A 22,652-nucleotide genomic window follows, 5' to 3' on the forward strand; every position below is an offset into this window, starting at 1 on the left:
ACTATTGCCGTATCAAGGTTTGAGGAAGCAAGACAATGAGCACTATTGAAAAAATTCAACGCCAGATCGCTGAGAACCCGATTCTTCTCTATATGAAAGGTTCCCCGAAGCTGCCGAGCTGCGGCTTCTCCGCTCAGGCCGTTCAGGCGCTGTCCGCCTGCGGCGAGCGTTTCGCCTATGTGGATATTCTGCAAAACCCGGACATCCGTGCCGAGTTGCCAAAATACGCTAACTGGCCAACGTTCCCGCAGCTGTGGGTGGACGGTGAGCTGGTCGGCGGCTGCGACATCATCATCGAGATGTACCAGCGCGGCGAACTGCAATCGCTTATCAAAGAGACCGCAGAGAAGCATAAATCTGAAGAGCCTGGCGCAGAGTAATTTCGCCGGCCAGTAAAAAAGCGACCCTTAGGTCGCTTTTTTTATGCCTCAGATTCCGGCTCGTCGGCCATTGGCAGCGGCCAGCCGCCGAGGCGTTTCCAACGGTTGACGATTTCGCAGAACAGCAGGGCGGTTTGCTCGGTGTCGTACAGGGCGGAGTGGGCCTGCGAGCTGTCAAACTTCTGACCTGCGGCGATGCAGGCTTTTGCCAGCACGGTTTGCCCCAGCACCAGGCCGCTCAGGGCCGCAGTATCAAACGTCACAAACGGATGGAACGGGTTGCGTTTCAAAGAGGCTCGCTCTGCGGCCGCCATCATAAAGCTGTGATCGAACGTGGCGTTGTGCGCCACCATAATCGCCCGGCTGCAGCCGCTGTCTTTAATCCCTTTGCGCACGGCTTTGAAAATCGCGTGCAGGGCATCGTATTCGCTGACGGCACCACGCAGGGGGTTATGCGGGTCAATGCCGTTAAACGCCAGGGCTTCAGGCTGCAGGTTCGCGCCCTCAAACGGATCGACATGGAAGTGCAGCGTTTCGTCGGGGGATAACCAGCCGTCTTCATCCATCTTCAGGGTAACGGCAGCGATCTCCAGTAACGCATCGGTTTTAGCGTTAAAACCTGCGGTTTCAACGTCGATCACTACCGGATAAAAACCACGAAAACGGTCGCACAGGCCATGCAATTGCGTGTTGTCTGACATCAGCTTCTCTTAATACGGGGAAAATGCAGCGCGCATTATGGCAAATTTCGGGGAGTGTTGCAGTAAAGGCCGCACAACGTGCGCCTTCAGGGTGTGGTAACTCTCCAATAATAGGAGAGGCGACCCGAAGTCATTATGAAATAAACCAGAAAAATCAATTCATTGATTTTCATCTGTTAACCACAAAGAGGGAAAAACCACGCTTTTTCCCTCTTTGTTAGCAACCTTCAGGGCGCACAACACGCCCCTTGTTTGACGCTAATCGCCTGAAAATCAGTTACCCAGGCCTTTGCCCGCGTGCTTCTCTTCGATCAGCTCGATTTTGTAACCGTCCGGATCTTCGACAAAAGCGATAACGGTGGTGCCGCCTTTTACCGGGCCGGCTTCACGGGTCACGTTGCCGCCGTTATTGCGAATGCGTTCGCAGGCGTCTGCGGCGTTATCCACGCTAAGCGCGATGTGGCCGTAAGCGGTGCCCAGCTCATAGCTGTCCACGCCCCAGTTATAGGTCAGTTCGATAACCGCCGTGTCGCTTTCATCGCCATAGCCGACAAACGCAAGAGAGTATTTGTATTCGGTGTTTTCGCTGGTACGCAGCAATTTCATGCCCAGCACTTTGGTATAGAACTCGATGGAGCGTTGCAGGTCGCCAACGCGCAGCATGGTATGAAGTAGACGCATAAAATCCTCGTCGAATGAGACAGTTATTTCTGGAATCGTTGAGTATAGCGGCGTTTGTGCGCCGCTATCAATGAAAGGTACTGCGGAGTTACAGCGTTGGGTAGTCGGTGTAGCCTTCCGCGCCGCCGCCGTAGAAGGACTCTGGGCGCTGTGGGTTCAGCTCGGCATTTTTGTGCAGACGAGCCACCAGGTCCGGGTTGGCAATGAACGAACGGCCAAACGCGACGGCGTCGATCAGGCCTTTGCCGATCAGGTCTTCTGCTTTCTCCGGGGTATAGGCGCCAGCGCCAACGATCACGCCGCTAAAACGCTCACGGACTTTGGCACGGAATGCTTCGGTGTACGGTTCGCCACCGGCCCAGTCCGGCTCGGACATGTGCAGATAAGCAATACCGCGTTTGCCCAGCTCTTCAATCAGGTACAGCGCGTCAGCTTCTTCGTTCGGGCCGTTGTCCACGTTCTGGAACGAGCCAATCGGCGACACGCGGATCCCGATGCGATCGGCACCCCATTCTTTGATCCCGGCATCAACCACTTCCAGCACCAGGCGAGCACGGTTCTCGCGGCTGCCGCCGTATTCGTCGGTACGGTGGTTCGAAGAAGGAGACAGGAATTGGTGCAGCAGATAGCCGTGGGCGGAGTGCAGCTCAACCAGGTCAAAACCGGCGTCGCGTGCATTGCCAATTGCTTTGCGGAAGTCATCCACGATGCCCGGAATTTCGTTCAGTTCCAGCGCGCGAGGCATGGAAGTATCTTCACGAACGGCGTTGCCGTTTTCGTCACGCAGCGAGGTACGGGTCCCGGCACTCAGCGCGGAAGGCGCGACCGGAGCCTGCTGGCCTGGCTGGAGGGTAAAGTGGGAAATACGGCCGGTGTGCCACAGCTGTACCGCCATGTGGCCTTTTTCAGCGTGAACGCCAGCGGTGATTTTTTTCCACGCGGCGATTTGCTCTTCGCTGTGCAGACCCGGTGCGCCCGCATAGCCTTTAGCCTGAGCGGACATCTGGGTTGCTTCGCTGATGATAAGCCCGGCGCTGGCGCGCTGGCGGTAATATTCGCCCATCAGCGGGGTTGGGATATCGCCTGGCTCGATGCTGCGCAGGCGCGTCAGCGGAGCCATAAAGATACGGTTTGGTACGGTAATAGCGCCAACTTTGAGCGGCGTAAACAGTTTATCTGCTGACATGGAGGTTCCTCAAGTAGACCGGTCGTCTAGTAATTCAGTAAATAAAAAACCTGTCAGGCGACAGGTTCTGCCAATAAGATTCTTACATGTGCTAACGCGCTTTCCAGCGGCAGCGCACTGCGGGAAATTTTTGCCTGCAGGCTGGCGCCTAACCACAGCGAGTACAGCACCATGGCCTGCTCGAGCGCTTCGCCCTCAAAGCGCAGGCTTTTTTCGCTGCGGCCTTTCTCCAGCGCATCCGCGAGCAGGGAGATGACCTGCGAGCCGCCGTTATTCAGTGCGCCACGCATATCTTCCGAAAGGTCACAGACTTCTGCTGAGAGTTTCACTATCAGGCAGTTGCTCAGGTTTCCACTCTGGCAGAAGTAGCTCAGCATATCCTGGTACCACTTCAGCAGGCGCTGGCGATAATTGCCTTCGCCGTGCGAAAAGTGTTCCGCCACGCGCAGATTAGAAGCCTGGTAATAGCGCTCCAGCATTGCCACGCCAAACGCTTCTTTCGAGCGGAAGTAGTGGTAGAAAGAGCCTTTGGGCACTTCCGCAGTGCGCAACAATTCGCTTAACCCCATGCCGGTAAAGCCCCGGGCAAGGCACAGCCGCTCGCCAATGGCGAGGAGATGTTCGCGAGTGTCGTGTTCAGGATGTCGATTCATGTAGACAAATGTAGTAGACCAGTCAGTCTAATGCAATAGGCGGCGGACACTTTTTTGTGACCGCCATCCCATTAGCTCCTGCGGCAGTCGGCAAGAATATCCGTATCTTTTTGATAAACCGAGGTATGAATATTCATCATACCAAGCAGGGTAGAGAACAAATTGTCCTGGGACTCGGGGTCGCTGGCGGCCTTATTGGCCAGGCACTCGCTGTCCAGCGCAAAGCTTCGCTGATAATCCTGTGACAGCCAGAACAGCAGCGGGATATGTGTCTGCTGCGAAGGCGCGAGCATATACGGCGTACCGTGCAGGTAAATACCGCTTTCCCCGAGAGATTCCCCGTGATCGGCCAGGTAAACCAGCGCCGTATTCAGTTTATCCTGATGCTGTTTCAGCTTGTCGATAGTGCGGCTCAGCACGTCGTCGGTGTGCAGGATAGTATTGTCGTAGGTGTTAATCAGCGCCTGGCGATCACAGTCCTGAATTTGATTACTGTCGCAGGTGGGAGTGAAGCGACGGAAGCTGGCCGGATAGCGCTGGTAATAAGCCGGCCCGTGGCTGCCCATCAGATGCAGCACCAGGACGGTATCCCGCTGCAGGCCGTCGAGAACATTGTCCAGGCGGTGGAGCAGCACATCGTCAAAGCAGGCGCCGTCTTTGCAGTAAACGTCCAGCTTCCACTGGGTCATATCCGTGTGTGGGACACGGTCGCAGGCGCCTTTGCAGCCGCCGTCGTTATCCCGCCACAGCACGTTCACGCCGCCGTGAGCCAGCACGTCCAGCAGGCCTTCCTGGTGCCGGGCGAGATCCGCATCGTAGGTTTTACGCGGCATAACTGAGAACATACAGGGCACAGAAACCGCGGTTTCCGTCCCGCAGGACGAGGCGTCCTGGAAGTAAATCACGCCCTGTTTTTTGAGCTGGGGATTGGTTTCACGCCCATAGCCGCCCAGCGAATAGTTCTCGGCTCTTGAGGCTTCACCGACGACCAACACCACCAGCGTTTTCTTCGGCTGCTGTTTAATCAGCGGGCCTCTTTGCGCGTCTTCGCCAATTTTAATCAGCGTCTGATCCCCGGCAAACCAGCGTTCTTTGCTGTAGCGGCTAATGGCGCTGATGTAGTTTGCCGGCGTGACCATTTTCACCACGCTTTTATTGTTCCGGAACAGCGAAGCGTAGTCTTTGTAAAACACGGCGGCGATGAGGATTATCACCAGCAGTCCGGCGAGAATGCCGACCAGACGAGTCAGCACGGTATGCCACCAGCGCGCCGGCTGAACCTTCACCAGGGAAAGCAACAGGGCGGGGATAATACCCAGCAAGGCCAGCCAGCTGACTAGCTGCGGCGTAACCAGCGCGGTGGCTTCCTGAGAATCGGTTTCAAACACGTTGACCATCATGTTTTTATCAATGACGGCGCCGTAGGTGAACATAAAGTAGTTGCTGGCAGCGCAGCCGATGACCAGCAGCACCAGCACGGGTTTGCGCATCCAGGGCAGGTTCACCACGCTGAAAATCATTAGCCAGCCGCAGAACAGCACCACCGGCACCGAAGCGGCAAACAGCCAGCTATGGAGCGAGTCCGGGGCAATTAGCTGCCAGCTGCGGTGGATAAAAAGAGAATTGATCAGCGTAAAGAAAAATGCGCAGCAGAGGTTAAACTGCGCATCGTTACACTGTAACTTTTTTAAAAGGTTCATATAAGCCGTGAAAACAAAACTGAATATGCGCTATCCTGGAGAGAGAAGATTAGTTGAACCTTAATTTTCAGCCGCTTTCAGTCGAGAGGCGATTTTTTAGCCGCCCCGCTTGCATCCGGGGCAGACTCAGGCTTCAATTGATGCAAAGTCGTTAATGAGGCGGGTTAGTGTCTGAGCAGCTAGAGTTCTTCCCCATTCAAAGCCCCTGCCGCGGGATCTGCCAGTCGGATGAACGCGGCTTTTGCCGTGGCTGTATGCGCAGCCGGGACGAGCGTTTCCAGTGGCAGCAAATGAGCGACGCCCAAAAGCAGGACGTGCTGCGGCTCTGCCGCCAGCGCTTATTGCGCAAGTTACGAGCAAACAAGCCAAATTCTCCTGAAGAACCTGAGCAGCCCTCACTGTTTTAATCATTCACCGCCGTTATACTCGGGGAAGTTTTTTTCCTTTTTTGAGGTCATTTTTTTATGGTACAGCGTATTACGATTGCCCCGCAGGGCCCGGAGTTTTCACGCCTGGTGATGGGCTACTGGCGTTTGATGGAATGGAACATGTCCCCGCGCGAGCTGGCGAGCTTTATTGAAGAGCACGTTGAGATGGGGATCACCACGGCGGATCACGCCGATATTTACGGCGGTTACGCTTGTGAAGCGGCCTTTGGCGAAGCGATGAGTCTGGTACCACATCTGCGCAGCAAAATGGAGATTGTCACCAAGTGCGGTATCGCCACCACCGCGAAGCCAGAAAATGCCCTTGGCCACTATATTACCGATCGCGATTACATCATCAGCAGTGCAGAAAGCTCGCTGAAAAAACTGGCCACCGACTATCTGGATTTGCTGCTGATCCACCGCCCGGACCCGCTGATGGACGCCGACGAAGTGGCGGAAGCCTTCACCGCGCTGCATCATAGCGGTAAGGTGCGCCATTTCGGCGTGTCTAACTTTACCCCGGCGCAGTTTTCCCTGCTGCAGTCTCGCCTGCCGTTCACCCTGGCAACAAACCAGGTTGAGCTTTCGCCTGTGCACCAGCCGCTGCTGCTGGACGGCACGCTGGACCAGCTCCAGCAGCTGCGCATTCGTCCGATGGCGTGGTCCTGCCTTGGGGGCGGCCGTCTGTTTAACGACGATGAATTCCAGCCGCTGCGCGCCGAACTGCAGAAGGTGGCGGAAGAACTTGGGGCCGACACCATTGAACAGGTGGTTTATGCCTGGGTGATGCGCCTGCCATCTTCCCCGCTGCCGATCATCGGGTCCGGCAAAATCGAACGTGTGCGCTCTGCCATTCACTCGCTGTCTCTGGAGATGACTCGCCAGCAGTGGTTCCGCATTCGTAAGGCCGCGCTCGGCTACGACGTGCCTTAATCGTTACTGACCGCCTGCCAGGGTTCCGGCAGGCGGTGCCTGTTCCAGCTGGGACAGCGAGCAGTAAAGCCGCCAGATAATTCCCGCCAGTTCCCGCGCCGCCGGGTCGTGATGATGCGACAGCGTGTCGCACATTCTTTGCAGTTCTTTCAGTGATTCCGCCAGCGGCCTTTGCAGTACACCCCGTTCACTCATCACGTCCCGCAGCGTGTGCAGGCAAACGTCCCTGACCATCGACAGCGGGTCGGAGCGTGTTTCCCAGCCGCGCAGCTGCCAGACTACGTGCGAGCAGTTGAGCAGCACCACGCCCCAGCGCAGAAGCCAGCGGCGGGCCGCCTCTTCTTTGCTACTGCTAAGCTGGCTGATGTGGTGGTACACCAGCGATTCAAACTGGCTCTCGCTGTGCTGCGGTTTGCGGCTGAGCTGGTCGATAAACCCGCGCCGCAGCGCCCGAATATGGCGGCGGCTCCTGCGGGTGTCGGAGCTGGGGCGCAGCACCGAAAAAGCCAGCCATGAAATGCCCACGCCGAGGACTTTGGCGAGGTTGTCATTCATAAACCCGGCAAAGTCGTACACCGGCGGATTGCTGACCGACAGAAACGATCCCATAAAGACAATGAGCTGCCCCCAAAGCGCGGCGCGCTTTGCCTGCTGGAGTTTCAGTAACTGCATGGTGAGCAGCAGCGGCAGCAGGAAAATAAGGAACTGCCACAGCTGGGTGACCTGAATCATCAAGCCAAATTTCACCAGGAAACTGAACAGCGACAGCCAAAGCAGGGTCCGCATCAGCAGCGTGAGCGAGCCGAGCGGCGAGGCGACCGAAGAGTAGAGCACACAGCTAATGGCGGCGAGGGACAGCGCGCCGCCGCCGGACTCCCACTGGGTACCGATGCACCAGGCGCCGGTCAGGACGATCGTTGCAAAAGTGCGCACGGCACTCCACAGCGCTTCGGCATTGTCGGTATGGCGCGCCAGCGGCGGGGCTTCGGGCGGCGTAATTACCGACACCGGCGTGGCGTTTTCCAGCTCTCTTAGCCAGCGGCTGCTGTTGAGATAGAGCCAGCAGAAATAGCGCAGGCGGTGCCAGAATGCCTGGTGGCGATAATCGTCCTGAGAATGAGGGGCGATTTGTTGCAGCAGCCGGGCAACGGTGTATTTATCGGCGTTGGGCTTTGCCAGCTCCCGCAGCAGGCTGTCCAGCACCGACCAGATATTGGCGGGTGCCTCCGGCCAGTTGAGCAGCATCCGACGCAGGCTGGATATCACGCTGGTCAGGCGCAATTGCTGGTGAAGCAGATAGTTCAGCAGGTTGTTCTGGCGGCGGAAGCGATAGTGGCTCCAGAAGGCCTGAATGCGCAGCAGATTCATGGTCAGGATCTGGCCGATAATCCCTTCATGCGCGGTGCGAATAGCGTCGGTGGTTTCCGGCTGCCAGAGCAGGCTGGCGTGTTCGAGCAGCCGGGCGTGCATGTTCTTCAGGGCGCTAACCAGGGCGCTGCCGTCCGAGGTGCTGGGCAGCACCATCATCATAAAGCCGCCGCACAATATCCCGACCACCACCTCGCACACGCGGGCCTGGGCGATATCCCACAGCTCCGTTGATTCCACGGTATTGATCATCGGGAAGGCAATAATCGCGGCGGTGTACCCGGCGAGCATGAAGGCGTAGGCCACGTTATTCTGAAAATGGCTGGAGGCCCAGGTACAAAGCGCCAGCCAGCTTGCCATGGCGAAGGTGAACAGCCAGGGATCGTTCAGCGCGTTGCCGGCAATCATTAACGAGGCTGCCGCGCCGATAAAACTGCCCGCAATTCGCCCCAGACTTTTGCTTATCACGCCGCCAACGGTGGGGAAGCTGACCACGGCGGCGGAGGTCATCGCCCAATAGGGCTCATCCAGATTCAGGCCGTAGGCAATGGACAGCGCCATGCCCATGGCAATGGCGTTACGCAGCGCATAGCGCCATTGCCCGTCGGTGGCTTTTCCCCACGGCGTGTTATGCCACGCCAGAAAACTGAGATTCATCAGGGCTGAACGCTAACGGTGCAGGTGGTGCCCGACACCAGCGTCACGCCATCAGGAATGGCATCCAGGCTAATGCGCACCGGCACGCGCTGCGCAAGGCGAACCCACGGCACGTTCGGCTTAATGTCCGGGACCAGGTCGCTGTCGCTTTCGATGCTTTGGTCGTAGATCGCGCGACCCATACTTTCTACTTTGCCGCTCAGCTTTTGGTTGCCGTTGTACAGCACGATCTGCACGGCATTACCCGGCTGAATGCGGCGCAGCTTGGTCTCTTCGAAATAGCCCACCACGTAAAACGAGTGGCTGTCCACCAGCGCGAAGACCGGCTTGCCTTCGCTGGCGTAGTTCCCGACGCGGGAGGTCAGGTTGGTGACCCAGCCGTCTACCGGGGCAGTGACTGTGGTTTGCGAAAGCTGCCACTGCGCCTGCTCCAGCGTGGCCTGGGCGACTTTCACCGCCGCCTGCATCGCTTTAACGTTAATGTTGGCGGTGTCCATGTCTTCGGCAGAAATGTAGTTGCGCGGCAGATTCTGGCGGCGGTTCGCCTCGTTGCTGGCTTTGGCCAGATCGGACTGGGCCTTCGCCAGCTGCGCCTCGGCGTTTAGCACCGCAATGTGGTAAGGCGTGGCGTCGAGGGTGAACAACGGAGTGCCTTTACTCACAAACTGGTTGTCTTTCACGTTCAGGGTCGCGATGGTGCCGGACACCTGCGGCGTGATGCTCACCTGTTCGGCGCGCACTTTGCCGTCCCGCGTCCAGGGCGACTGCATGTAATAGTTCCATAACAGCCAGCCTGCCAGCAGCGCGGCGGCAAAAACGATGAGGGTAGAAAAATATTTTATTGTTTTGATATTCATTGCGTTACCACATCACCAAAAGAGCCATGCCGGCGCTGACGGACAGCGCGAAAAGGGATAAGTCCATTAACGTGGGGTGCCAGATTTCGCCGGAATAAATCCAGTCGCGCAGCAAACGGTGGACGATCAGCCAGATGAAAAAGCCGACAAACACGGCCTTGAACAGCGGAGGGAAGTAGACCGATGCCCCGACCACAAGATCCTGAAGCGGGAAGCCGGACGGGCTAAAAGTGAGACTCACGTAGTGATAATCCTTTAAAAAACGGGGGTGGCTGCCGTTTCCCCTCACTTAGATGTAGAATAAAAGTATAGCTGGTTGCATAACTTCAGTGAAAGTAAGGGATTTGTTTTTAACAATTAATGCCTGCACAATAGTCTAAAATCAGTATAATAAGTTAGCAAGCTAATTATAAGGAGATGAAATTGGAATCGCCATCGCCATTAGGTTCGGATCTGGCCCGCCTGGTACGTATCTGGCGTGCTCTGATTGACCATCGCCTGAAACCTCTGGAATTGACACAGACACACTGGGTAACGCTGCATAATATTCATCAGCTGCCGCCAGATCAGTCACAGATTCAGTTGGCTAAAGCGATCGGCATTGAGCAGCCATCACTGGTTCGTACGCTCGATCAACTCGAAGAGAAAGGGTTAATCTCGCGCAAAACCTGTGCAAACGACCGTCGGGCAAAACGGATTAAATTGACCGAGCAGGCCGCGCCTATCATTGAAAAGATGGAAGGCGTAATAAACGAAACGCGGGGAGAAATTCTGTCGGGTATTACTCGCGAAGAGCAGGTGCTGTTAAGCAGCCTGATTAATCGGCTTGAGCAAAATATTATTGAACTGCAGGCCCGGGATTAATCTCCGCGGTTGAACCAAAGCCTCGCTGCTTATCCAGCGGGGTTTTTTTTTACCTGACGATCCGTTACCTGCAAAAATATTCGCCCGGTAGCAAAGCGTTGAGCAGGCGTGTGAGTTTGTTTATCTCTATTTCAGAAGTCTAAATGTAAATTAATTGTTTCTCACCGCCGTCTCCCGCTTTTAATAATGCAGGCATGTTTTTAACAATGAGCCTGCATTATGTCTTATCGCATCAGTATCCTGGATAAAAGTCCGCTTGCGCCCAACGACAGCGCGTCGGATGCCCTGGCCCGTACGCTGCATCTCGCGCAGCAGGCAGAAACCTGGGGCTATCACCGCTTTTGGCTAGCTGAGCACCACAACACGCCCCAGCTTGCCAGCCCTTCCCCGGAAGTGCTGATTGCCTGGATTGCCGGGCAGACTCGCCGGATTCGCGTGGGCTCCGGCGGCGTGATGCTTCAGCATTACAGCCCTTACAAAGTGGCCGAAAACTTCAATCTGCTGTCGTCCCTTGCGCCTGGCCGCATCGATCTCGGCGTCGGTAAAGCGCCGGGGGGCTTGCCGCTTTCGACGCAGGCGCTGCAGCACGGGCAATCGCCGGCGGTAAAAGGCAGCTTTGATGAACAGCTCACGCAGCTCGATGACTGGCTCTCGCGACGTGAACCCGCGACGGACGAAAGCGTTCGCGCCACGCCGCTACCGGCCCAGCGCCCGGAAGGCTTTTTATTAGGCGCCAGCCTGCAAAGCGCCAGGCTGGCGGCCAGCCTGGACTGGAACTTTGTTTTTGCCGCCCATTTAAACGGCGATAAAACACTGCTGCGCGACGTAGTGACTGACTGGAAAAAGAACAGCCGCCGCGACGTGCTGGTGGCCGTACAGGCTATCGTGGCACGGGATGCAGGCCGCGCAGAAGAGCTTGCCCGACAGGTGGAAATCTGGGGCGTGGAGCTTGAAAACGGCCAGCGCGTGAGCGTGGCAAGCGAAGAGCAGGCCCACAGCTTTGCCCGCCAGTCCGGCAGTACGCTGCGTAGCCTGACGCGCCGTGAACCTTCGTTGTTCAAAGGCACGCCTGAGGCGGTGCGGGAAGCGCTGCAGGCGCTGCACGAAGAGTACGGCATCGATGAATTTATTATTGATACGCCGGTGGCAGAAGGAGCAGAACGTCTGGCTTCGCTGCAGCTGCTGGCAGAGGCCCATGCGGCTGCGGAGGTGGCTGTATGACGTTTGCTCAGCAACTGATCGACTGGCGTCGCGAGCTGCACCGGTTCCCGGAATTATCCCTTGAAGAAGTGGCAACCACTTCGCGCATCTGCGACTGGTTGCAAAGCGCGGGTATCCGCCTGCTGCCGTATTCGCTTCACACCGGTGTAGTGGCGGAAATTGGCGAAGGGGAGAACGCTATTGCGCTGCGGGCTGATATCGACGCGCTGCCCATTGAAGAAGCCAGCGGCGTGGCCTTTAGTTCGCAGAATCCGGGGGTAATGCACGCCTGCGGACATGACGTTCACAGCAGCGTGATGCTGGGCGCGGCGCTGTTGCTTAAGCAGAACGAAGCGCAGCTTAACGGCCGGGTTCGCATTCTGTTTCAGCCCGCAGAGGAGCGTTTCGGTGGGGCAACCACGCTGGTCAAGGCCGGCGTGCTGGAGGGGATCTCCGCCATTTTTGGCATGCACAATGAGCCAGGCCTGCCTGTCGGGGCGTTTGCCACACGCGGCGGCCCGTTCTATGCCAATGTTGACCGGCTGGTCATTCAGGTGCGGGGCAAAGGCGCGCATGCGGCGCGCCCGCATGAAGGCAAAGACGCGATATTGCTTGCCAGCCAATTAGTTACCCTGCTGCAAAGTATCACCAGCCGGGAGGTCAACACGCTGGATTCAGCCGTATTGAGCATTACCCGTATTGCGGGCGGTAACACCTGGAACGTGCTGCCGGAAAGCGTTGAGCTGGAAGGTACGCTGCGCACCCACAGTGCCAGCGTGCGAGAGGCGGTTAAAGCTCGCGTTATTGAGATTGCGGCCGGTCTTGCCAGCGCCTTTGGGGCGGAAATCGACGTCACCTGGCATTTGGGGCCTGACGCGCTGGTTAACGATGAGCGCTGGGCAGCCTTTGCCAGTGAAGTTGCTGCCGCGGAAGGTTACGCCACGCATCATGCCGATCTGCATCTGGGCGGCGAAGATTTTGCGGTTTATCTCCAGCATATTCCCGGCGCGTTTGTCAGCATCGGCAGCGACAGCCGCTATGGGCTTCATCATCCGGCCTTCGATCCCGATGAAAGACTGATTGAACCCGCAGCCCGTTATTTCGCCCGGTTAGCCCAATCGGCGCTACAACAACTTTAACTCTAATCAGCGACGGCGGATTTTAACGTTCCGCATAAGGATAAGGCATGTCTGCAACACGACAATTAAGACTGGGTACGATATTACATGGCGCGTCGGGAAATATGTCGGCCTGGCGCCATCCTGCTGCGGTAGACGATGCCAGTATTAATTTTGAGTTCGTCAAACAAACGGCATTCAAGGCGGAAGAGGGGAAGCTGGATTTTATCTTTGTGGCCGACGGACTTTATATTAACGAAAAATCTATCCCGCACTTTTTAAATCGCTTTGAGCCGCTGACGGTATTATCTGCCCTGGCGAGCGTGACGAAGCATTTGGGCCTGGTGGGGACATTGTCGACGTCGTACAGCGACCCTTTTACCACGGCGCGCCAGTTTGCGAGTCTCGATCATCTGAGCAACGGCCGCGCGGGCTGGAACGTGGTCACGTCTCCGCTGGAAGGATCGGCTAAAAACTTCTCCAGAACCCAGCATCCTGAACACGCGCTGCGCTACCGCATCGCCGATGAATATCTGGACGTCGTAAAAGGGCTCTGGGATTCATGGGAAGAAGATGCTTTTGTGCGCAATAAAGAAAGCGGGCAGTTCTTCGCCCCTGAAAAGCTGCACGCGCTCAATCATCAGGGGGATTTCTTCCAGGTCGCGGGGCCGCTGAACATTGGCCGCACGCCACAGGGCAGACCAATTTTGTTCCAGGCCGGAGCCTCGGAAGACGGCAAAAAGCTGGCGGCAAAACATGCTGATGCCATTTTTACTCACCATGAATCGCTCGATGAGGCAAAAGCCTTTTACCGGGATGTGAAAAACCAACTGGAAGGGCAAGGCCGCGAGGCTGACTCGCTGCACATTTTCCAGGGGGTGAGCGTCATCGTTGGCACGGATGCCGAGGACGCCGAGCAGCAGTATCAGACCACCGCCGCGCTGGTCTCCGTCAGCGATGCCCTGAATTACCTGGGCCGCTATTTCGAACACCATGACTTTAGCCAGTACCCACTGGACGAGCCTTTTCCCGATATCGGCGAACTGGGCCAGAACAGCTTCCGCAGCACCACCGATGAGATCAAACGCAACGCCCGCGAGCGCGGGTTAACCCTGCGCCAGGTCGCGCTTGAAGCCGCCAGCCCAAGACCGCGTTTTTCCGGTTCGCCGGAACAGGTGGCGGACGGCCTGCAACAGTGGTTTGACGAGCGAGCGGCAGACGGATTCATCATCCAGGGCGGCACCCCGGACACCTTCCCGCGTTTTGTGGAGCAGGTTGTACCGGTACTTCAGGCGCGCGGCCTGTTCCGCACCGAATACCCCGGCACCACGCTGCGCGAAAGCTTTGACCTTGCGCAACCCAAAAATCGCTACGGCAAATAAAACAAATAAAGAGAAAAACTATGCAAAAAACATCCCTGCTGCTGGCTATTGCGCTGGCGTGGACGCCGCTTACCTGGGCGAACGACGTGACCATCAACGGCACCGGCGTCAGCCTGGAAGCCAACAAAGCGCCGATCAATACCGCTAAAAATCCTCAGGCCATCGCGCAGCTGCCTAAAGATTATCGATTTGCCGTTCCCGGTAAATTTACCGTGGCAGTGGCGGCGCTCAATTCGCCGCCACTGACGGTTTTTTCTGATGACAATAAAACCCTGCTCGGCAGCGAAGTCGACATTGCCCGCCTGGTTGCCGACAGTCTTGGGCTGGAGCTGAACGTGGTCCCGACCTCCTGGGAGGACTGGCCGCTCGGCGTAGCTTCCGGGAAATATGATGCCGCGATCAGCAATATTACCGTCACCAAAGATCGCAAAGAGAAGTTCGATTTTGCCACCTACCGCAAAGACTCGCTGGGCTTTTATGTGAAGTCCAGCAGCCCGATTAAATCGCTCGCCCACGCGGAAGATATCGCCGGATTGCGCATCGTCGTTGGGTCCGGCACCAATCAAGAAGCGATCCTGCTGGCGTGGAATGCGGAAAACGAGAAAAAAGGGCTGAAGCCGTTTACGCCGGTCTACACCAAAGACGATGCCGCGCTCACGCTGGCTCTGCAGTCCGGGCGAGCCGATGCCTGGTTTGGGCCTAATGTCACCGGGGCATGGAAAGCAGCGCTGACCGGTAAAACAAAGCTGGTGGGCAGCGTGGACGGCGGCTGGCCAAAAGCGGCACACATCGCGGTGACGCTGAAAAAAGGCAGTGGCCTGGTAGAACCGGTGCAGACGGCGCTCAACGGCGCGATTCAGCAGGGCGATTACGACAAAGTTTTAAAGCGCTGGGGTGAGGACGTGGAACGTATTCCTGCCTCGGAAGTTAACCCTGCCGGTTTAGGCGATTGAGGAGGCGCACATGAGCGAACATTTTCGCGTTTTATCCCCAGAAGCGCCAGAGCTGCAGCCGATCATTCGCGGCCTTTTTGGCGAGTATGCCGCCCGCTACGGGGATTTTTTCTCCCGTGATGCCGAAGTGGAGCTGACCGAATGGTATCTGCCGCCGCAGGGCATTTTTATCGTGCTGGAGCGCGAGGGTGAAATTATTGCCACCGGGGCCTACAAGCCCTACGACCAGCAAACCGCCGAGATCAAACGTATCTGGACGAAAAGTACGCTGCGCAAGCAGGGCCTGGCCGGACGAGTGGTTCGCGAACTGGAGCGTCTGGCCCTTCAGGCTGGCTACAGTCGCATCTATCTCACCACCGGCTTTCGTCAGCCGGAGGCCGTCAGGCTTTATCTGAGCGAGGGCTACGATCCGCAGTTCAGCCTGGAGGTTGACCCCGAAACGTTCAGCCTGCCGCCCTACGACGGGCGGCTACGGTTCACCAAAATCTTAGCGCTGGAAAGCCTGAGTAAAACGGCCTGAGGAGTGACGATGAAAACGTCTGAAACCATTAAAGTGGTGCCCGCGCGTTACCCGCTGCGCACCGTGGGGGCAGTGGTTGCTCTGTTTGTGCTGGCGGTGGTGGTGCAATCCGTCGCGTTTAACCCTCGCTGGGAATGGGGTGTTTTTGCCCACTGGTTTTTTGATCCGGTCATTCTGGAGGGGTTAGGGCAAACTCTGTTGTTAACGCTGCTGGGCACGGCGCTGAGCGTGGTGCTCGGGGGCTTACTCGCGCTGGCAAGACTCTCTTCTTCCTGGCTGTTGAGCAGCCTGGCCTGGAGTTACATCTGGCTCTTTCGCTCCCTGCCGCTGATTGTCGTGCTGATCGTGCTCTACAACTTCTCCTACCTGTACGACACGCTGTCGATTGGGCTGCCTTTCACCAGCATCGTCTGGGGCAGCTACGACACGATTAACGTGTTGGGGCAGTTTTCGACGGCAGTAGTGGGGCTGACGCTGGTGCAGAGCGCCTACACCGCAGAGATTGTTCGAGGTGGTTTTCTGGGGGTGGATCACGGGCAATACGAAGCCGCCGCAGCGTTAGGCCTGCCCGCGTGGCGGCGTACCGTGCGGATTATTTTGCCGCAGGCGCTGCGCACGATCCTGCCCGCCGGGTTCAACGAAATCATCAGCCTCGCCAAAGGCACGGCGATGGTTTACGTGCTGGCGATGCCGGAACTATTTTACACCATCCAGATGATTTACAACCGCACGCAGCAGGTGATCCCGCTGCTGATGGTGGCGGCGGTCTGGTATCTGGTGATCACCAGCGTACTGTCGGTGATTCAGTACCTGGTTGAACGCTCGCTCGCCCGCAGCGAACGCCGCTCCGCCATCAACCAAACGCGCACCGCCCGCAGCGCTGCGCCGTCCACAGCCCCCGTTGCCCAGGAGCCGGTCCATGCCAACCTCTCATAACGGCCATATTTCCATTACCGGCGTCAGCAAATATTTCGGTCGTCATAAGGCGCTGGATGATGTCTCGCTTGAGATCCCGCCAGGCACGGTGACGGTGATCCTCGGGCCATCCGGCTCCGGTAAATCTACGCTGTTGCGCACCATCAACCACCTTGAGCGGGTGGACGAAGGCTACATCCAGATTGACGGCGATTACATTGGTTACCGCCTGAAAGGGGACAAACTGTACGAGCTGAAAGAAAAGGAGATCCTACGCCAGCGGGCCAACGTGGGCTATGTCTTTCAGAACTTCAATCTGTTTCCCCACATGACGGTGCTGGAAAACCTGATTGAAGCGCCGGTGGCCCATAAACAGCTGAGCCGTAAAGAGGCGATTGAGCGTGCGTATGACCTGCTGGACGTCGTCGGGCTGCGCAATAAAGCCGATGCCTGGTCGCGGCATTTATCCGGCGGGCAGCAGCAGCGTATTGCCATTGCCCGCGCGCTGGCGCTGAGCCCACGGGTGATGCTGTTTGATGAGCCAACGTCAGCGCTTGACCCTGAGCTGGTTGGCGAAGTGCTGGACGTGATTAAAAGACTGTCCCGTTCGGGCACGACGCTTGTAGTCGTCACGCATGAAATAGGCTTTGCACGGGAAGTGGCCGATCAGGTGGTGTTTATGGTCGACGGCAAGATTGTTGAGCAGGGAAGCAGCGACGAAGTGCTGAATCGCCCGCAGCATCCGCGCACCCGTCAGTTTTTATCGAAGGTGCTGTGATATGAAATATGGATTTATCGCGCTGTTGGTCTCTTTTTCCGCTTTGTCCGCGCAGAGGAATATTGACCTTGTTGCCAATGAAAAGCCTTTGAGCGTGGCGCGGGATGAAAAGGCGATTGCCAAAATCCCCGCAGGCTACAGGTTTGTCGAGCCCGGTACATTAACGGTGGCGATCTCCGCGCTTAACTCTCCGCCGCTGGCGCTGCTGGCCAGCGATAACCGCACGCGCGTAGGCAGCGACCCGGACATAGCCCGCCTGCTGGCCGGTAGCCTTGGCCTGAAACTGAAGCTGGTGCCGACCGCGTGGGAAGACTGGCCGCTGGGCATCACCTCCGGGCGCTATGATGTGGCGCTGGTAAACATTGCCGTGACGGAGCAGCGGAAAGAGAAATTTGATTTTGCCACCTATCGCGTGGACTCGCTCTCTTTTGCGGTGAAGGCCAGCAGCCCGATTCAGTCTATCGCTAAGGCAGAAGATCTCGCCGGGCGGAAGGTTATCGTCGGGTCAGGCACAAATCAGGAGCGTATTTTGCTAGGCTGGAATGCAGAAAACGAAGGTGCCGGGCGCGAGCCCGCCTTGCCTGTGTATGTGACCGACGATGCCTCCGCCAACCTTTATATTCAGTCTGGCCGGGCCGACGTGTTCTTTGGGCCGCAGTCAATTACGGCTTATAAAGCGGCACTAACCGGCACCACGCGGGTGGTCGGGCTGGGGCCGAAAAAGGCCTATGTGGCGACGACAACGAAAAAGGGCAACGGGCTGGTGTACGCCCTGCAGGCGGCGCTGGATGGCGCTATTCAGCGGGGAGAGTATCAGCAGGTGCTTGCGCGGTGGGGGGAACAGGGGGAAGAAGTTGCCCAGTCGGAGGTGAATCCGCCCGGCATTACGTACTAACAGAAAAGGCCCGCTATGCGGGCCTTAAATCATTTGGCGATGTTGTCTTAGCGAGGTGCAACGGTGATGTTGTTGCCGCTGCCGGAGATGGCTACACGCTGGCCAACGGAGTAACGGGTGTCACCCTGTTTCTGCACGGCGATGATGGTCTGGCCGTCATCTTTACGGATTTCCAGCTCAACGCCTTTGCTGTTGCCCATTGCGCCGCCGACGGCATCACCCGCCAGGCCACCGGCTACGGCGCCGCCTGCGGTTGCCAGAGTACGTCCGGTGCCACCGCCGACGGTGTTACCCAACAGGCCACCCAGTACCGCACCGCCGATAGCCCCGATAGTGCTATTGCTGTCGCTGCCTTTGATTGTCACCGCGCGAACGTGGGTAATGGTACCGTAGGTCACGGTTCTTACCTGTTTAGCTTCAGACGCGTTGTAAACATCGCCGGACAGCCCTTCGTTGGCGCAGCCAGCAAGGGTGAAAGCAACCAGTGAAACTGCCAAAATACGTGAAATCATTTGTACCTCTCCTGTGAACCATCAACGCTCGGTGAGCATCCGTTATGACTAAATTATATGGCAATTCCTGGCCATAGTTCATGTTTGTTCTACAACAATCCTGTAAAAATAGTAAATCAAATGTCTTTAACAACAATTAAACCGCCGCGCTGTGCGAGTTTGGCTTAAATGCCGTACTGCTTTCTGCCGCGACTGACACAGATTATTAATTAAAATTATTAATAAATCATAATATTGCGTGCTAGTTTAACCACATTAATTTACCGCCCCGGCGAGAATAAGGAGTGACGGATGAAGTCAGGTCGTTATATAGGCGTGATGTCAGGCACCAGTCTGGATGGTATCGATGTGGTGCTGGCTGCTATCGACGAATATCTGGTCGTTCAGCAGGCGAGCTACAGCCACCCGATGCCGCTGGCCATCAAAAACGCGGTTCTTGCCGTTTGCCAGGGGCAGCAACTCACGCTGTCCCAGCTAGGCCAGTTGGACAACCGGCTGGGTAAATTGTTCGCCGAGGCGGTGCAAATCCTTATTAAGCGCGAAGGGCTGCGGCCTGAAGACGTCACGGCCATTGGCTGCCACGGGCAAACCGTCTGGCATGAGCCGCAGGGCGAGGCCGCCCACACTATGCAAATTGGCGACAACAACCATATTGCCGCGCTGACCGGTATTACCGTCGTCGGTGATTTTCGCCGCCGCGATATGGCGCTTGGCGGGCAGGGCGCGCCGCTGGTGCCGGCGTTTCACCAGGCGCTGCTTGCGCATCCGGTTGAGCGCAGAATGGTGCTCAACATCGGCGGCATTGCCAACCTCTCTTTGCTGATCCCAGATCAGCCGGTGAGAGGCTACGACACCGGGCCCGGTAATATGCTGATGGATGCGTGGATCTGGCGGCAGCGTGGAAAAGGCTATGATAAAGACGCTGAATGGGCGAGCCAGGGCAAAGTCGTTCTTCCTTTATTGCAGCAAATGCTGAGCGATCCTTACTTCGCTGCACCTGCGCCCAAAAGTACGGGCCGCGAATACTTTAACTATGGCTGGCTTGAGCGCCAGCTTGCGATGTTCCCGGCGCTTGCCGGAGAAGATGTGCAGGCCACGCTTACTGAACTGACGGCGACAACTATCGCCGAGCAGGTACTCCTGAGCGGCGGGTGTGAACGTCTCATGGTGTGTGGCGGAGGCAGCCGTAACCCGCTTCTGATGGCGCGCCTCGCTGCGCTGCTGCCGGGTACGGAAGTGACGACGACCGATGAAGCTGGGATAAGCGGGGACGATATGGAAGCGCTGGCGTTTGCATGGCTGGCCTACCGAACAATGTCCGGCCTGCCGGGCAACCTGCCTTCGGTAACCGGTGCCTCTGAGCCGACCATCCTCGGTGCCATTTATCCTGCTAATCCGCGTCATAATCAGAGTTAACTGAAATTATCTTCATCCCGCAGCCGCTAAACTGCTAGCGTTAAGGAGGGCGCATGCCCTCCAGGGATAACAAGATCTTCAGGATACTCAGATGAAAAAACTGCTCGTTGCCACCTTGCCAATGCTGCTCGCCGGCTGTAGTTACTACAACGCTTTTCTCGAAAAAATGCATACCGATACGCTGGCGTATCAGTGCGATGAAAAACCGCTCACCGTGAAGCTGAATAACGACAAACAGCAGGTTAGCTTTGTCTACGATAACCAGATGCTGAACCTGACTCAGGGGCTTTCCGCGTCCGGCGCACGTTATACCGATGGCGTGTATGTCTTTTGGTCGAAGGGCGACAGCGCAACCGTCTATCGCAAAGACACTATCGTGCTGAATAATTGCCAGCGACAGACGGCCAAACGTTGAGATTTCTCAGGGTGGAGAGCACAATAGCTTCACCCGAGGATAGCCTGATGTAACGCCATGTCTGATAACGACTCTTTGCAACAGATTGCGCATTTGCGCCGCGAATACACCAAAGGTGGCCTGCGCCGCCACGATCTCACCGACACGCCGCTGCCGCTTTTTGAACGCTGGCTGGCACAGGCCTGCGAAGCCAAACTTGCCGACCCGACCGCCATGGTCGTGGCCACGGTTGACGAAAACGGCCAGCCGTATCAACGCATCGTCCTGCTAAAGCATTTTGATGAAAAAGGGCTGGTGTTTTACACCAATCTGGGCTCCCGCAAGGCGCACCACATCGAACACAATCCCCGCGTTAGCCTGCATTTCCCGTGGCATATGCTGGAGCGCCAGGTGATGGTGCAGGGCACCGCCGAGCGGTTATCCACCCTCGAAGTGTTGAAATACTTCCACAGCCGCCCGAAGGACAGCCAGATAGGCGCCTGGGTATCGAAGCAATCGAGCCGCATATCCGCGCGCGGCGTGCTGGAAAGCAAATTCCTCGAGCTGAAACAGAAGTTTCAGCAGGGGGAAGTGCCGCTGCCGAGTTTTTGGGGCGGCTACCGCGTCAGCATCGACCAGATGGAGTTCTGGCAGGGGGGCGAACACCGTCTGCACGATCGCTTCCTCTACCAGCGCGACGGAACTGCCTGGAAAATAGACCGCCTCGCGCCGTAAAGTCAGGATTTTCACCTTAAGCGCTGGTGCTAACTGCGCCAGCCCTTTATTCTATGTCCCCTAAAAAATGAATTCTTTCGCCAGTGGGCGAAAAGCCGTGTACCGGCAAAGGTGCAGTCGTATTAGAGATGGAGAATTTGATGTCGAACATCAATTTGATCAAACAATTGCAAGAGCGGGGCCTGGTGGCCCAGGTGACGGATGAGGATGCGTTAGCAGAGCGACTGGCGCAAGGGCCAATTGCACTCTATTGCGGCTTCGATCCGACCGCCGACAGCTTGCATTTGGGCCATCTGGTTCCACTGCTGTGCCTGAAACGCTTTCAGGAAGCAGGCCATAAGCCGGTTGCCCTCGTGGGCGGCGCCACCGGTCTTATCGGCGACCCAAGCTTCAAAGCCGTTGAGCGTAAGCTGAACACCGAAGATACCGTGCAGGAGTGGGTGGAAAAAATCCGCCGTCAGGTTGCGCCGTTCCTCGACTTTAACTGCGGTGATAATTCTGCCGTCGCCGCAAACAACTACGACTGGTTCGGCAGCATGAACGTGCTGACCTTCCTGCGTGACATCGGCAAGCACTTCTCTGTTAACCAGATGATTAACAAAGAAGCGGTAAAACAGCGTCTGAACCGCGACGACGTGGGGATCTCTTTCACCGAGTTCTCTTACAACCTGCTGCAGGGTTACGACTTCGCCTGCCTGAACAAACTGCACGGCGTGGTGCTGCAGATTGGCGGTTCTGACCAGTGGGGCAACATCACCTCCGGTATCGATCTGACCCGCCGTCTGCATCAGCAGCAGGCTTTCGGCCTGACCGTGCCGCTGATCACTAAATCCGACGGCACCAAATTCGGTAAAACCGAAGGCGGCGCGGTCTGGCTTGATCCGAAGAAAACCAGCCCGTACAAGTTCTACCAGTTCTGGATCAACACCGCGGATGCCGATGTGTATCGCTTCCTGAAGTTCTTCACCTTTATGGACATTGCAGAGATCAATGCCCTGGAAGAAGAAGACAAAAACAGCGGAGCGGCACCTCGCGCCCAGTACGTGCTGGCCGAGCAGGTCACCCGTCTGGTGCACGGTGAAGAAGGTCTGACCGCGGCCAAGCGCATTACTGCCAGCCTGTTTAACGGCAACCTGAGTGAACTGAGCGAAGCCGACTTTGAGCAGCTGGCTCAGGACGGCGTGCCGATGGTTGAAATGGATCGCGGTGCCGACCTGCAACAGGCGTTGGTGGATTCCGAGCTGCAGCCATCCCGTGGCCAGGCGCGTAAAACCATCTCGCAGAACGCAATCACCATCAACGGTGAAAAACAGTCTGACCCGGAATACACCTTCACCGAAGGCGACATTCTGTTTAACCGTTACACCCTGCTGCGCCGCGGTAAAAAGAACTACTGCCTCGTCTGCTGGAAATAAGTTATCGGAAT

General features: G+C 57.0%; 23 protein-coding genes and 1 pseudogene. 15 read left to right on the forward strand and 9 right to left on the reverse strand.

Annotated elements, in window-relative coordinates; genetic code table 11:
- The first annotated feature begins 35 nt into the window (after positions 1–35).
- Positions 36–380 (forward strand): Grx4 family monothiol glutaredoxin, encoded by a 345-nt coding sequence (locus tag ACR6JA_RS02465; protein ID WP_213715789.1) that lies wholly within the window; start codon positions 36–38, stop codon positions 378–380.
- Between the two features lie 41 nt (positions 381–421).
- Here ACR6JA_RS02465 and rnt read toward each other — a convergent pair whose 3' ends face one another.
- The 5 genes from rnt to eptA form a co-directional block, all read right to left on the reverse strand.
- A complete protein-coding gene (gene rnt / locus ACR6JA_RS02470) occupies positions 422–1,081 on the reverse strand; it encodes a ribonuclease T (protein ID WP_213715790.1) in 660 nt (219 codons plus the stop codon).
- Between the two features lie 273 nt (positions 1,082–1,354).
- A complete protein-coding gene (gloA, locus tag ACR6JA_RS02475) occupies positions 1,355–1,762 on the reverse strand; it encodes a lactoylglutathione lyase (protein WP_039292495.1) in 408 nt (135 codons plus the stop codon).
- A gap of 88 nt (positions 1,763–1,850) precedes the next feature.
- Entirely contained in the window at positions 1,851–2,948 is a 1,098-nt protein-coding gene (locus ACR6JA_RS02480; RefSeq protein ID WP_213715791.1) for an alkene reductase, read from the reverse strand.
- A 53-nt stretch (positions 2,949–3,001) separates the two neighbouring features.
- Positions 3,002–3,601: a TetR/AcrR family transcriptional regulator gene (locus ACR6JA_RS02485; RefSeq protein WP_494493499.1), complete on the reverse strand. Its 600-nt coding sequence runs from the start codon at positions 3,599–3,601 to the stop codon at positions 3,002–3,004.
- 71 nt (positions 3,602–3,672) lie between these two features.
- Positions 3,673–5,301: a phosphoethanolamine transferase EptA gene (eptA, locus tag ACR6JA_RS02490; protein ID WP_494493500.1), complete on the reverse strand. Its 1,629-nt coding sequence runs from the start codon at positions 5,299–5,301 to the stop codon at positions 3,673–3,675.
- Positions 5,302–5,468: 167 nt separating this feature from the next.
- On the opposite strand from eptA, the gene ACR6JA_RS02495 reads away from it, so the two are divergent.
- Both ACR6JA_RS02495 and ACR6JA_RS02500 read left to right on the forward strand, forming a co-directional pair.
- Entirely contained in the window at positions 5,469–5,708 is a 240-nt protein-coding gene (locus ACR6JA_RS02495) for a DUF1289 domain-containing protein (protein ID WP_008456463.1), read from the forward strand.
- Positions 5,709–5,765: 57 nt separating this feature from the next.
- On the forward strand, positions 5,766–6,662 hold the full coding sequence (locus tag ACR6JA_RS02500; protein WP_494493501.1) for an aldo/keto reductase: 897 nt from the start codon (positions 5,766–5,768) through the stop codon (positions 6,660–6,662).
- Between the two features lie 3 nt (positions 6,663–6,665).
- Here the strand turns inward: ACR6JA_RS02500 and ACR6JA_RS02505 are convergent, their stop codons facing one another.
- From ACR6JA_RS02505 to ACR6JA_RS02515, 3 genes are read right to left on the reverse strand one after another with little or no spacing between them, the layout of a single operon-like run.
- Complete coding sequence (locus tag ACR6JA_RS02505) at positions 6,666–8,687, reverse strand: FUSC family protein (RefSeq protein WP_494493502.1); 2,022 nt, start codon at positions 8,685–8,687, stop codon at positions 6,666–6,668.
- The gene (locus ACR6JA_RS02510) at positions 8,687–9,544 is read right to left on the reverse strand and encodes an efflux RND transporter periplasmic adaptor subunit (RefSeq protein ID WP_213715795.1); all 858 of its coding nucleotides are present in this window, start codon (positions 9,542–9,544) and stop codon (positions 8,687–8,689) included. The genes ACR6JA_RS02505 and ACR6JA_RS02510 overlap by 1 nt, the downstream gene beginning before the upstream one ends.
- Positions 9,545–9,548: 4 nt before the next feature.
- Positions 9,549–9,785, reverse strand: coding sequence for a DUF1656 domain-containing protein (locus ACR6JA_RS02515; protein WP_008456455.1), 237 nt, complete (start codon positions 9,783–9,785; stop codon positions 9,549–9,551).
- Between the two features lie 176 nt (positions 9,786–9,961).
- On the opposite strand from ACR6JA_RS02515, the gene slyA reads away from it, so the two are divergent.
- From slyA to ACR6JA_RS02555, 8 genes and pseudogenes are all read left to right on the forward strand, one after another.
- Entirely contained in the window at positions 9,962–10,408 is a 447-nt protein-coding gene (slyA, locus tag ACR6JA_RS02520) for a transcriptional regulator SlyA (RefSeq protein WP_494493503.1), read from the forward strand.
- 219 nt (positions 10,409–10,627) lie between these two features.
- Positions 10,628–11,629, forward strand: a complete 1,002-nt coding sequence (locus ACR6JA_RS02525; RefSeq protein WP_494493504.1) for an LLM class flavin-dependent oxidoreductase — start codon at positions 10,628–10,630, stop codon at positions 11,627–11,629.
- Positions 11,626–12,747, forward strand: a complete 1,122-nt coding sequence (locus tag ACR6JA_RS02530) for an amidohydrolase (RefSeq protein ID WP_494493505.1) — start codon at positions 11,626–11,628, stop codon at positions 12,745–12,747. Before ACR6JA_RS02525 ends, ACR6JA_RS02530 begins: the two co-directional genes overlap by 4 nt.
- A gap of 47 nt (positions 12,748–12,794) precedes the next feature.
- Positions 12,795–15,061: pseudogene (locus ACR6JA_RS02535) on the forward strand (NtaA/DmoA family FMN-dependent monooxygenase).
- A gap of 10 nt (positions 15,062–15,071) precedes the next feature.
- Positions 15,072–15,581 carry a GNAT family N-acetyltransferase gene (locus ACR6JA_RS02540; RefSeq protein ID WP_494493506.1) on the forward strand — a complete coding sequence of 170 codons (510 nt, stop codon included), beginning with the start codon at positions 15,072–15,074 and terminating at the stop codon, positions 15,579–15,581.
- Positions 15,582–15,590: 9 nt separating this feature from the next.
- Entirely contained in the window at positions 15,591–16,517 is a 927-nt protein-coding gene (locus tag ACR6JA_RS02545) for an amino acid ABC transporter permease (protein ID WP_494493507.1), read from the forward strand.
- Positions 16,501–17,274, forward strand: a complete 774-nt coding sequence (locus tag ACR6JA_RS02550; RefSeq protein ID WP_494493508.1) for an amino acid ABC transporter ATP-binding protein — start codon at positions 16,501–16,503, stop codon at positions 17,272–17,274. The genes ACR6JA_RS02545 and ACR6JA_RS02550 overlap by 17 nt, the downstream gene beginning before the upstream one ends.
- A gap of 1 nt (position 17,275) precedes the next feature.
- Entirely contained in the window at positions 17,276–18,169 is an 894-nt protein-coding gene (locus tag ACR6JA_RS02555; protein WP_494493509.1) for a transporter substrate-binding domain-containing protein, read from the forward strand.
- A 47-nt stretch (positions 18,170–18,216) separates the two neighbouring features.
- Here the strand turns inward: ACR6JA_RS02555 and ACR6JA_RS02560 are convergent, their stop codons facing one another.
- Positions 18,217–18,681: an outer membrane lipoprotein gene (locus ACR6JA_RS02560; RefSeq protein ID WP_008456437.1), complete on the reverse strand. Its 465-nt coding sequence runs from the start codon at positions 18,679–18,681 to the stop codon at positions 18,217–18,219.
- A gap of 291 nt (positions 18,682–18,972) precedes the next feature.
- Here ACR6JA_RS02560 and anmK point away from each other — a divergent pair, with 291 nt between their 5' ends.
- The 4 genes from anmK (at position 18,973) to tyrS (ending at position 22,641) form a co-directional block, all read left to right on the forward strand.
- Positions 18,973–20,097 carry an anhydro-N-acetylmuramic acid kinase gene (gene anmK / locus ACR6JA_RS02565; protein WP_213715805.1) on the forward strand — a complete coding sequence of 375 codons (1,125 nt, stop codon included), beginning with the start codon at positions 18,973–18,975 and terminating at the stop codon, positions 20,095–20,097.
- 91 nt (positions 20,098–20,188) lie between these two features.
- Positions 20,189–20,512, forward strand: a complete 324-nt coding sequence (gene mliC / locus ACR6JA_RS02570) for a C-type lysozyme inhibitor (protein ID WP_494493510.1) — start codon at positions 20,189–20,191, stop codon at positions 20,510–20,512.
- Between the two features lie 57 nt (positions 20,513–20,569).
- Complete coding sequence (pdxH, locus tag ACR6JA_RS02575) at positions 20,570–21,226, forward strand: pyridoxamine 5'-phosphate oxidase (protein ID WP_008456433.1); 657 nt, start codon at positions 20,570–20,572, stop codon at positions 21,224–21,226.
- 140 nt (positions 21,227–21,366) lie between these two features.
- Complete coding sequence (gene tyrS, locus ACR6JA_RS02580) at positions 21,367–22,641, forward strand: tyrosine--tRNA ligase (RefSeq protein WP_085541816.1); 1,275 nt, start codon at positions 21,367–21,369, stop codon at positions 22,639–22,641.
- The last annotated feature ends 11 nt before the right edge of the window (positions 22,642–22,652 follow it).

Source organism: Cedecea sp. B1(4) (genome assembly GCF_059414925.1).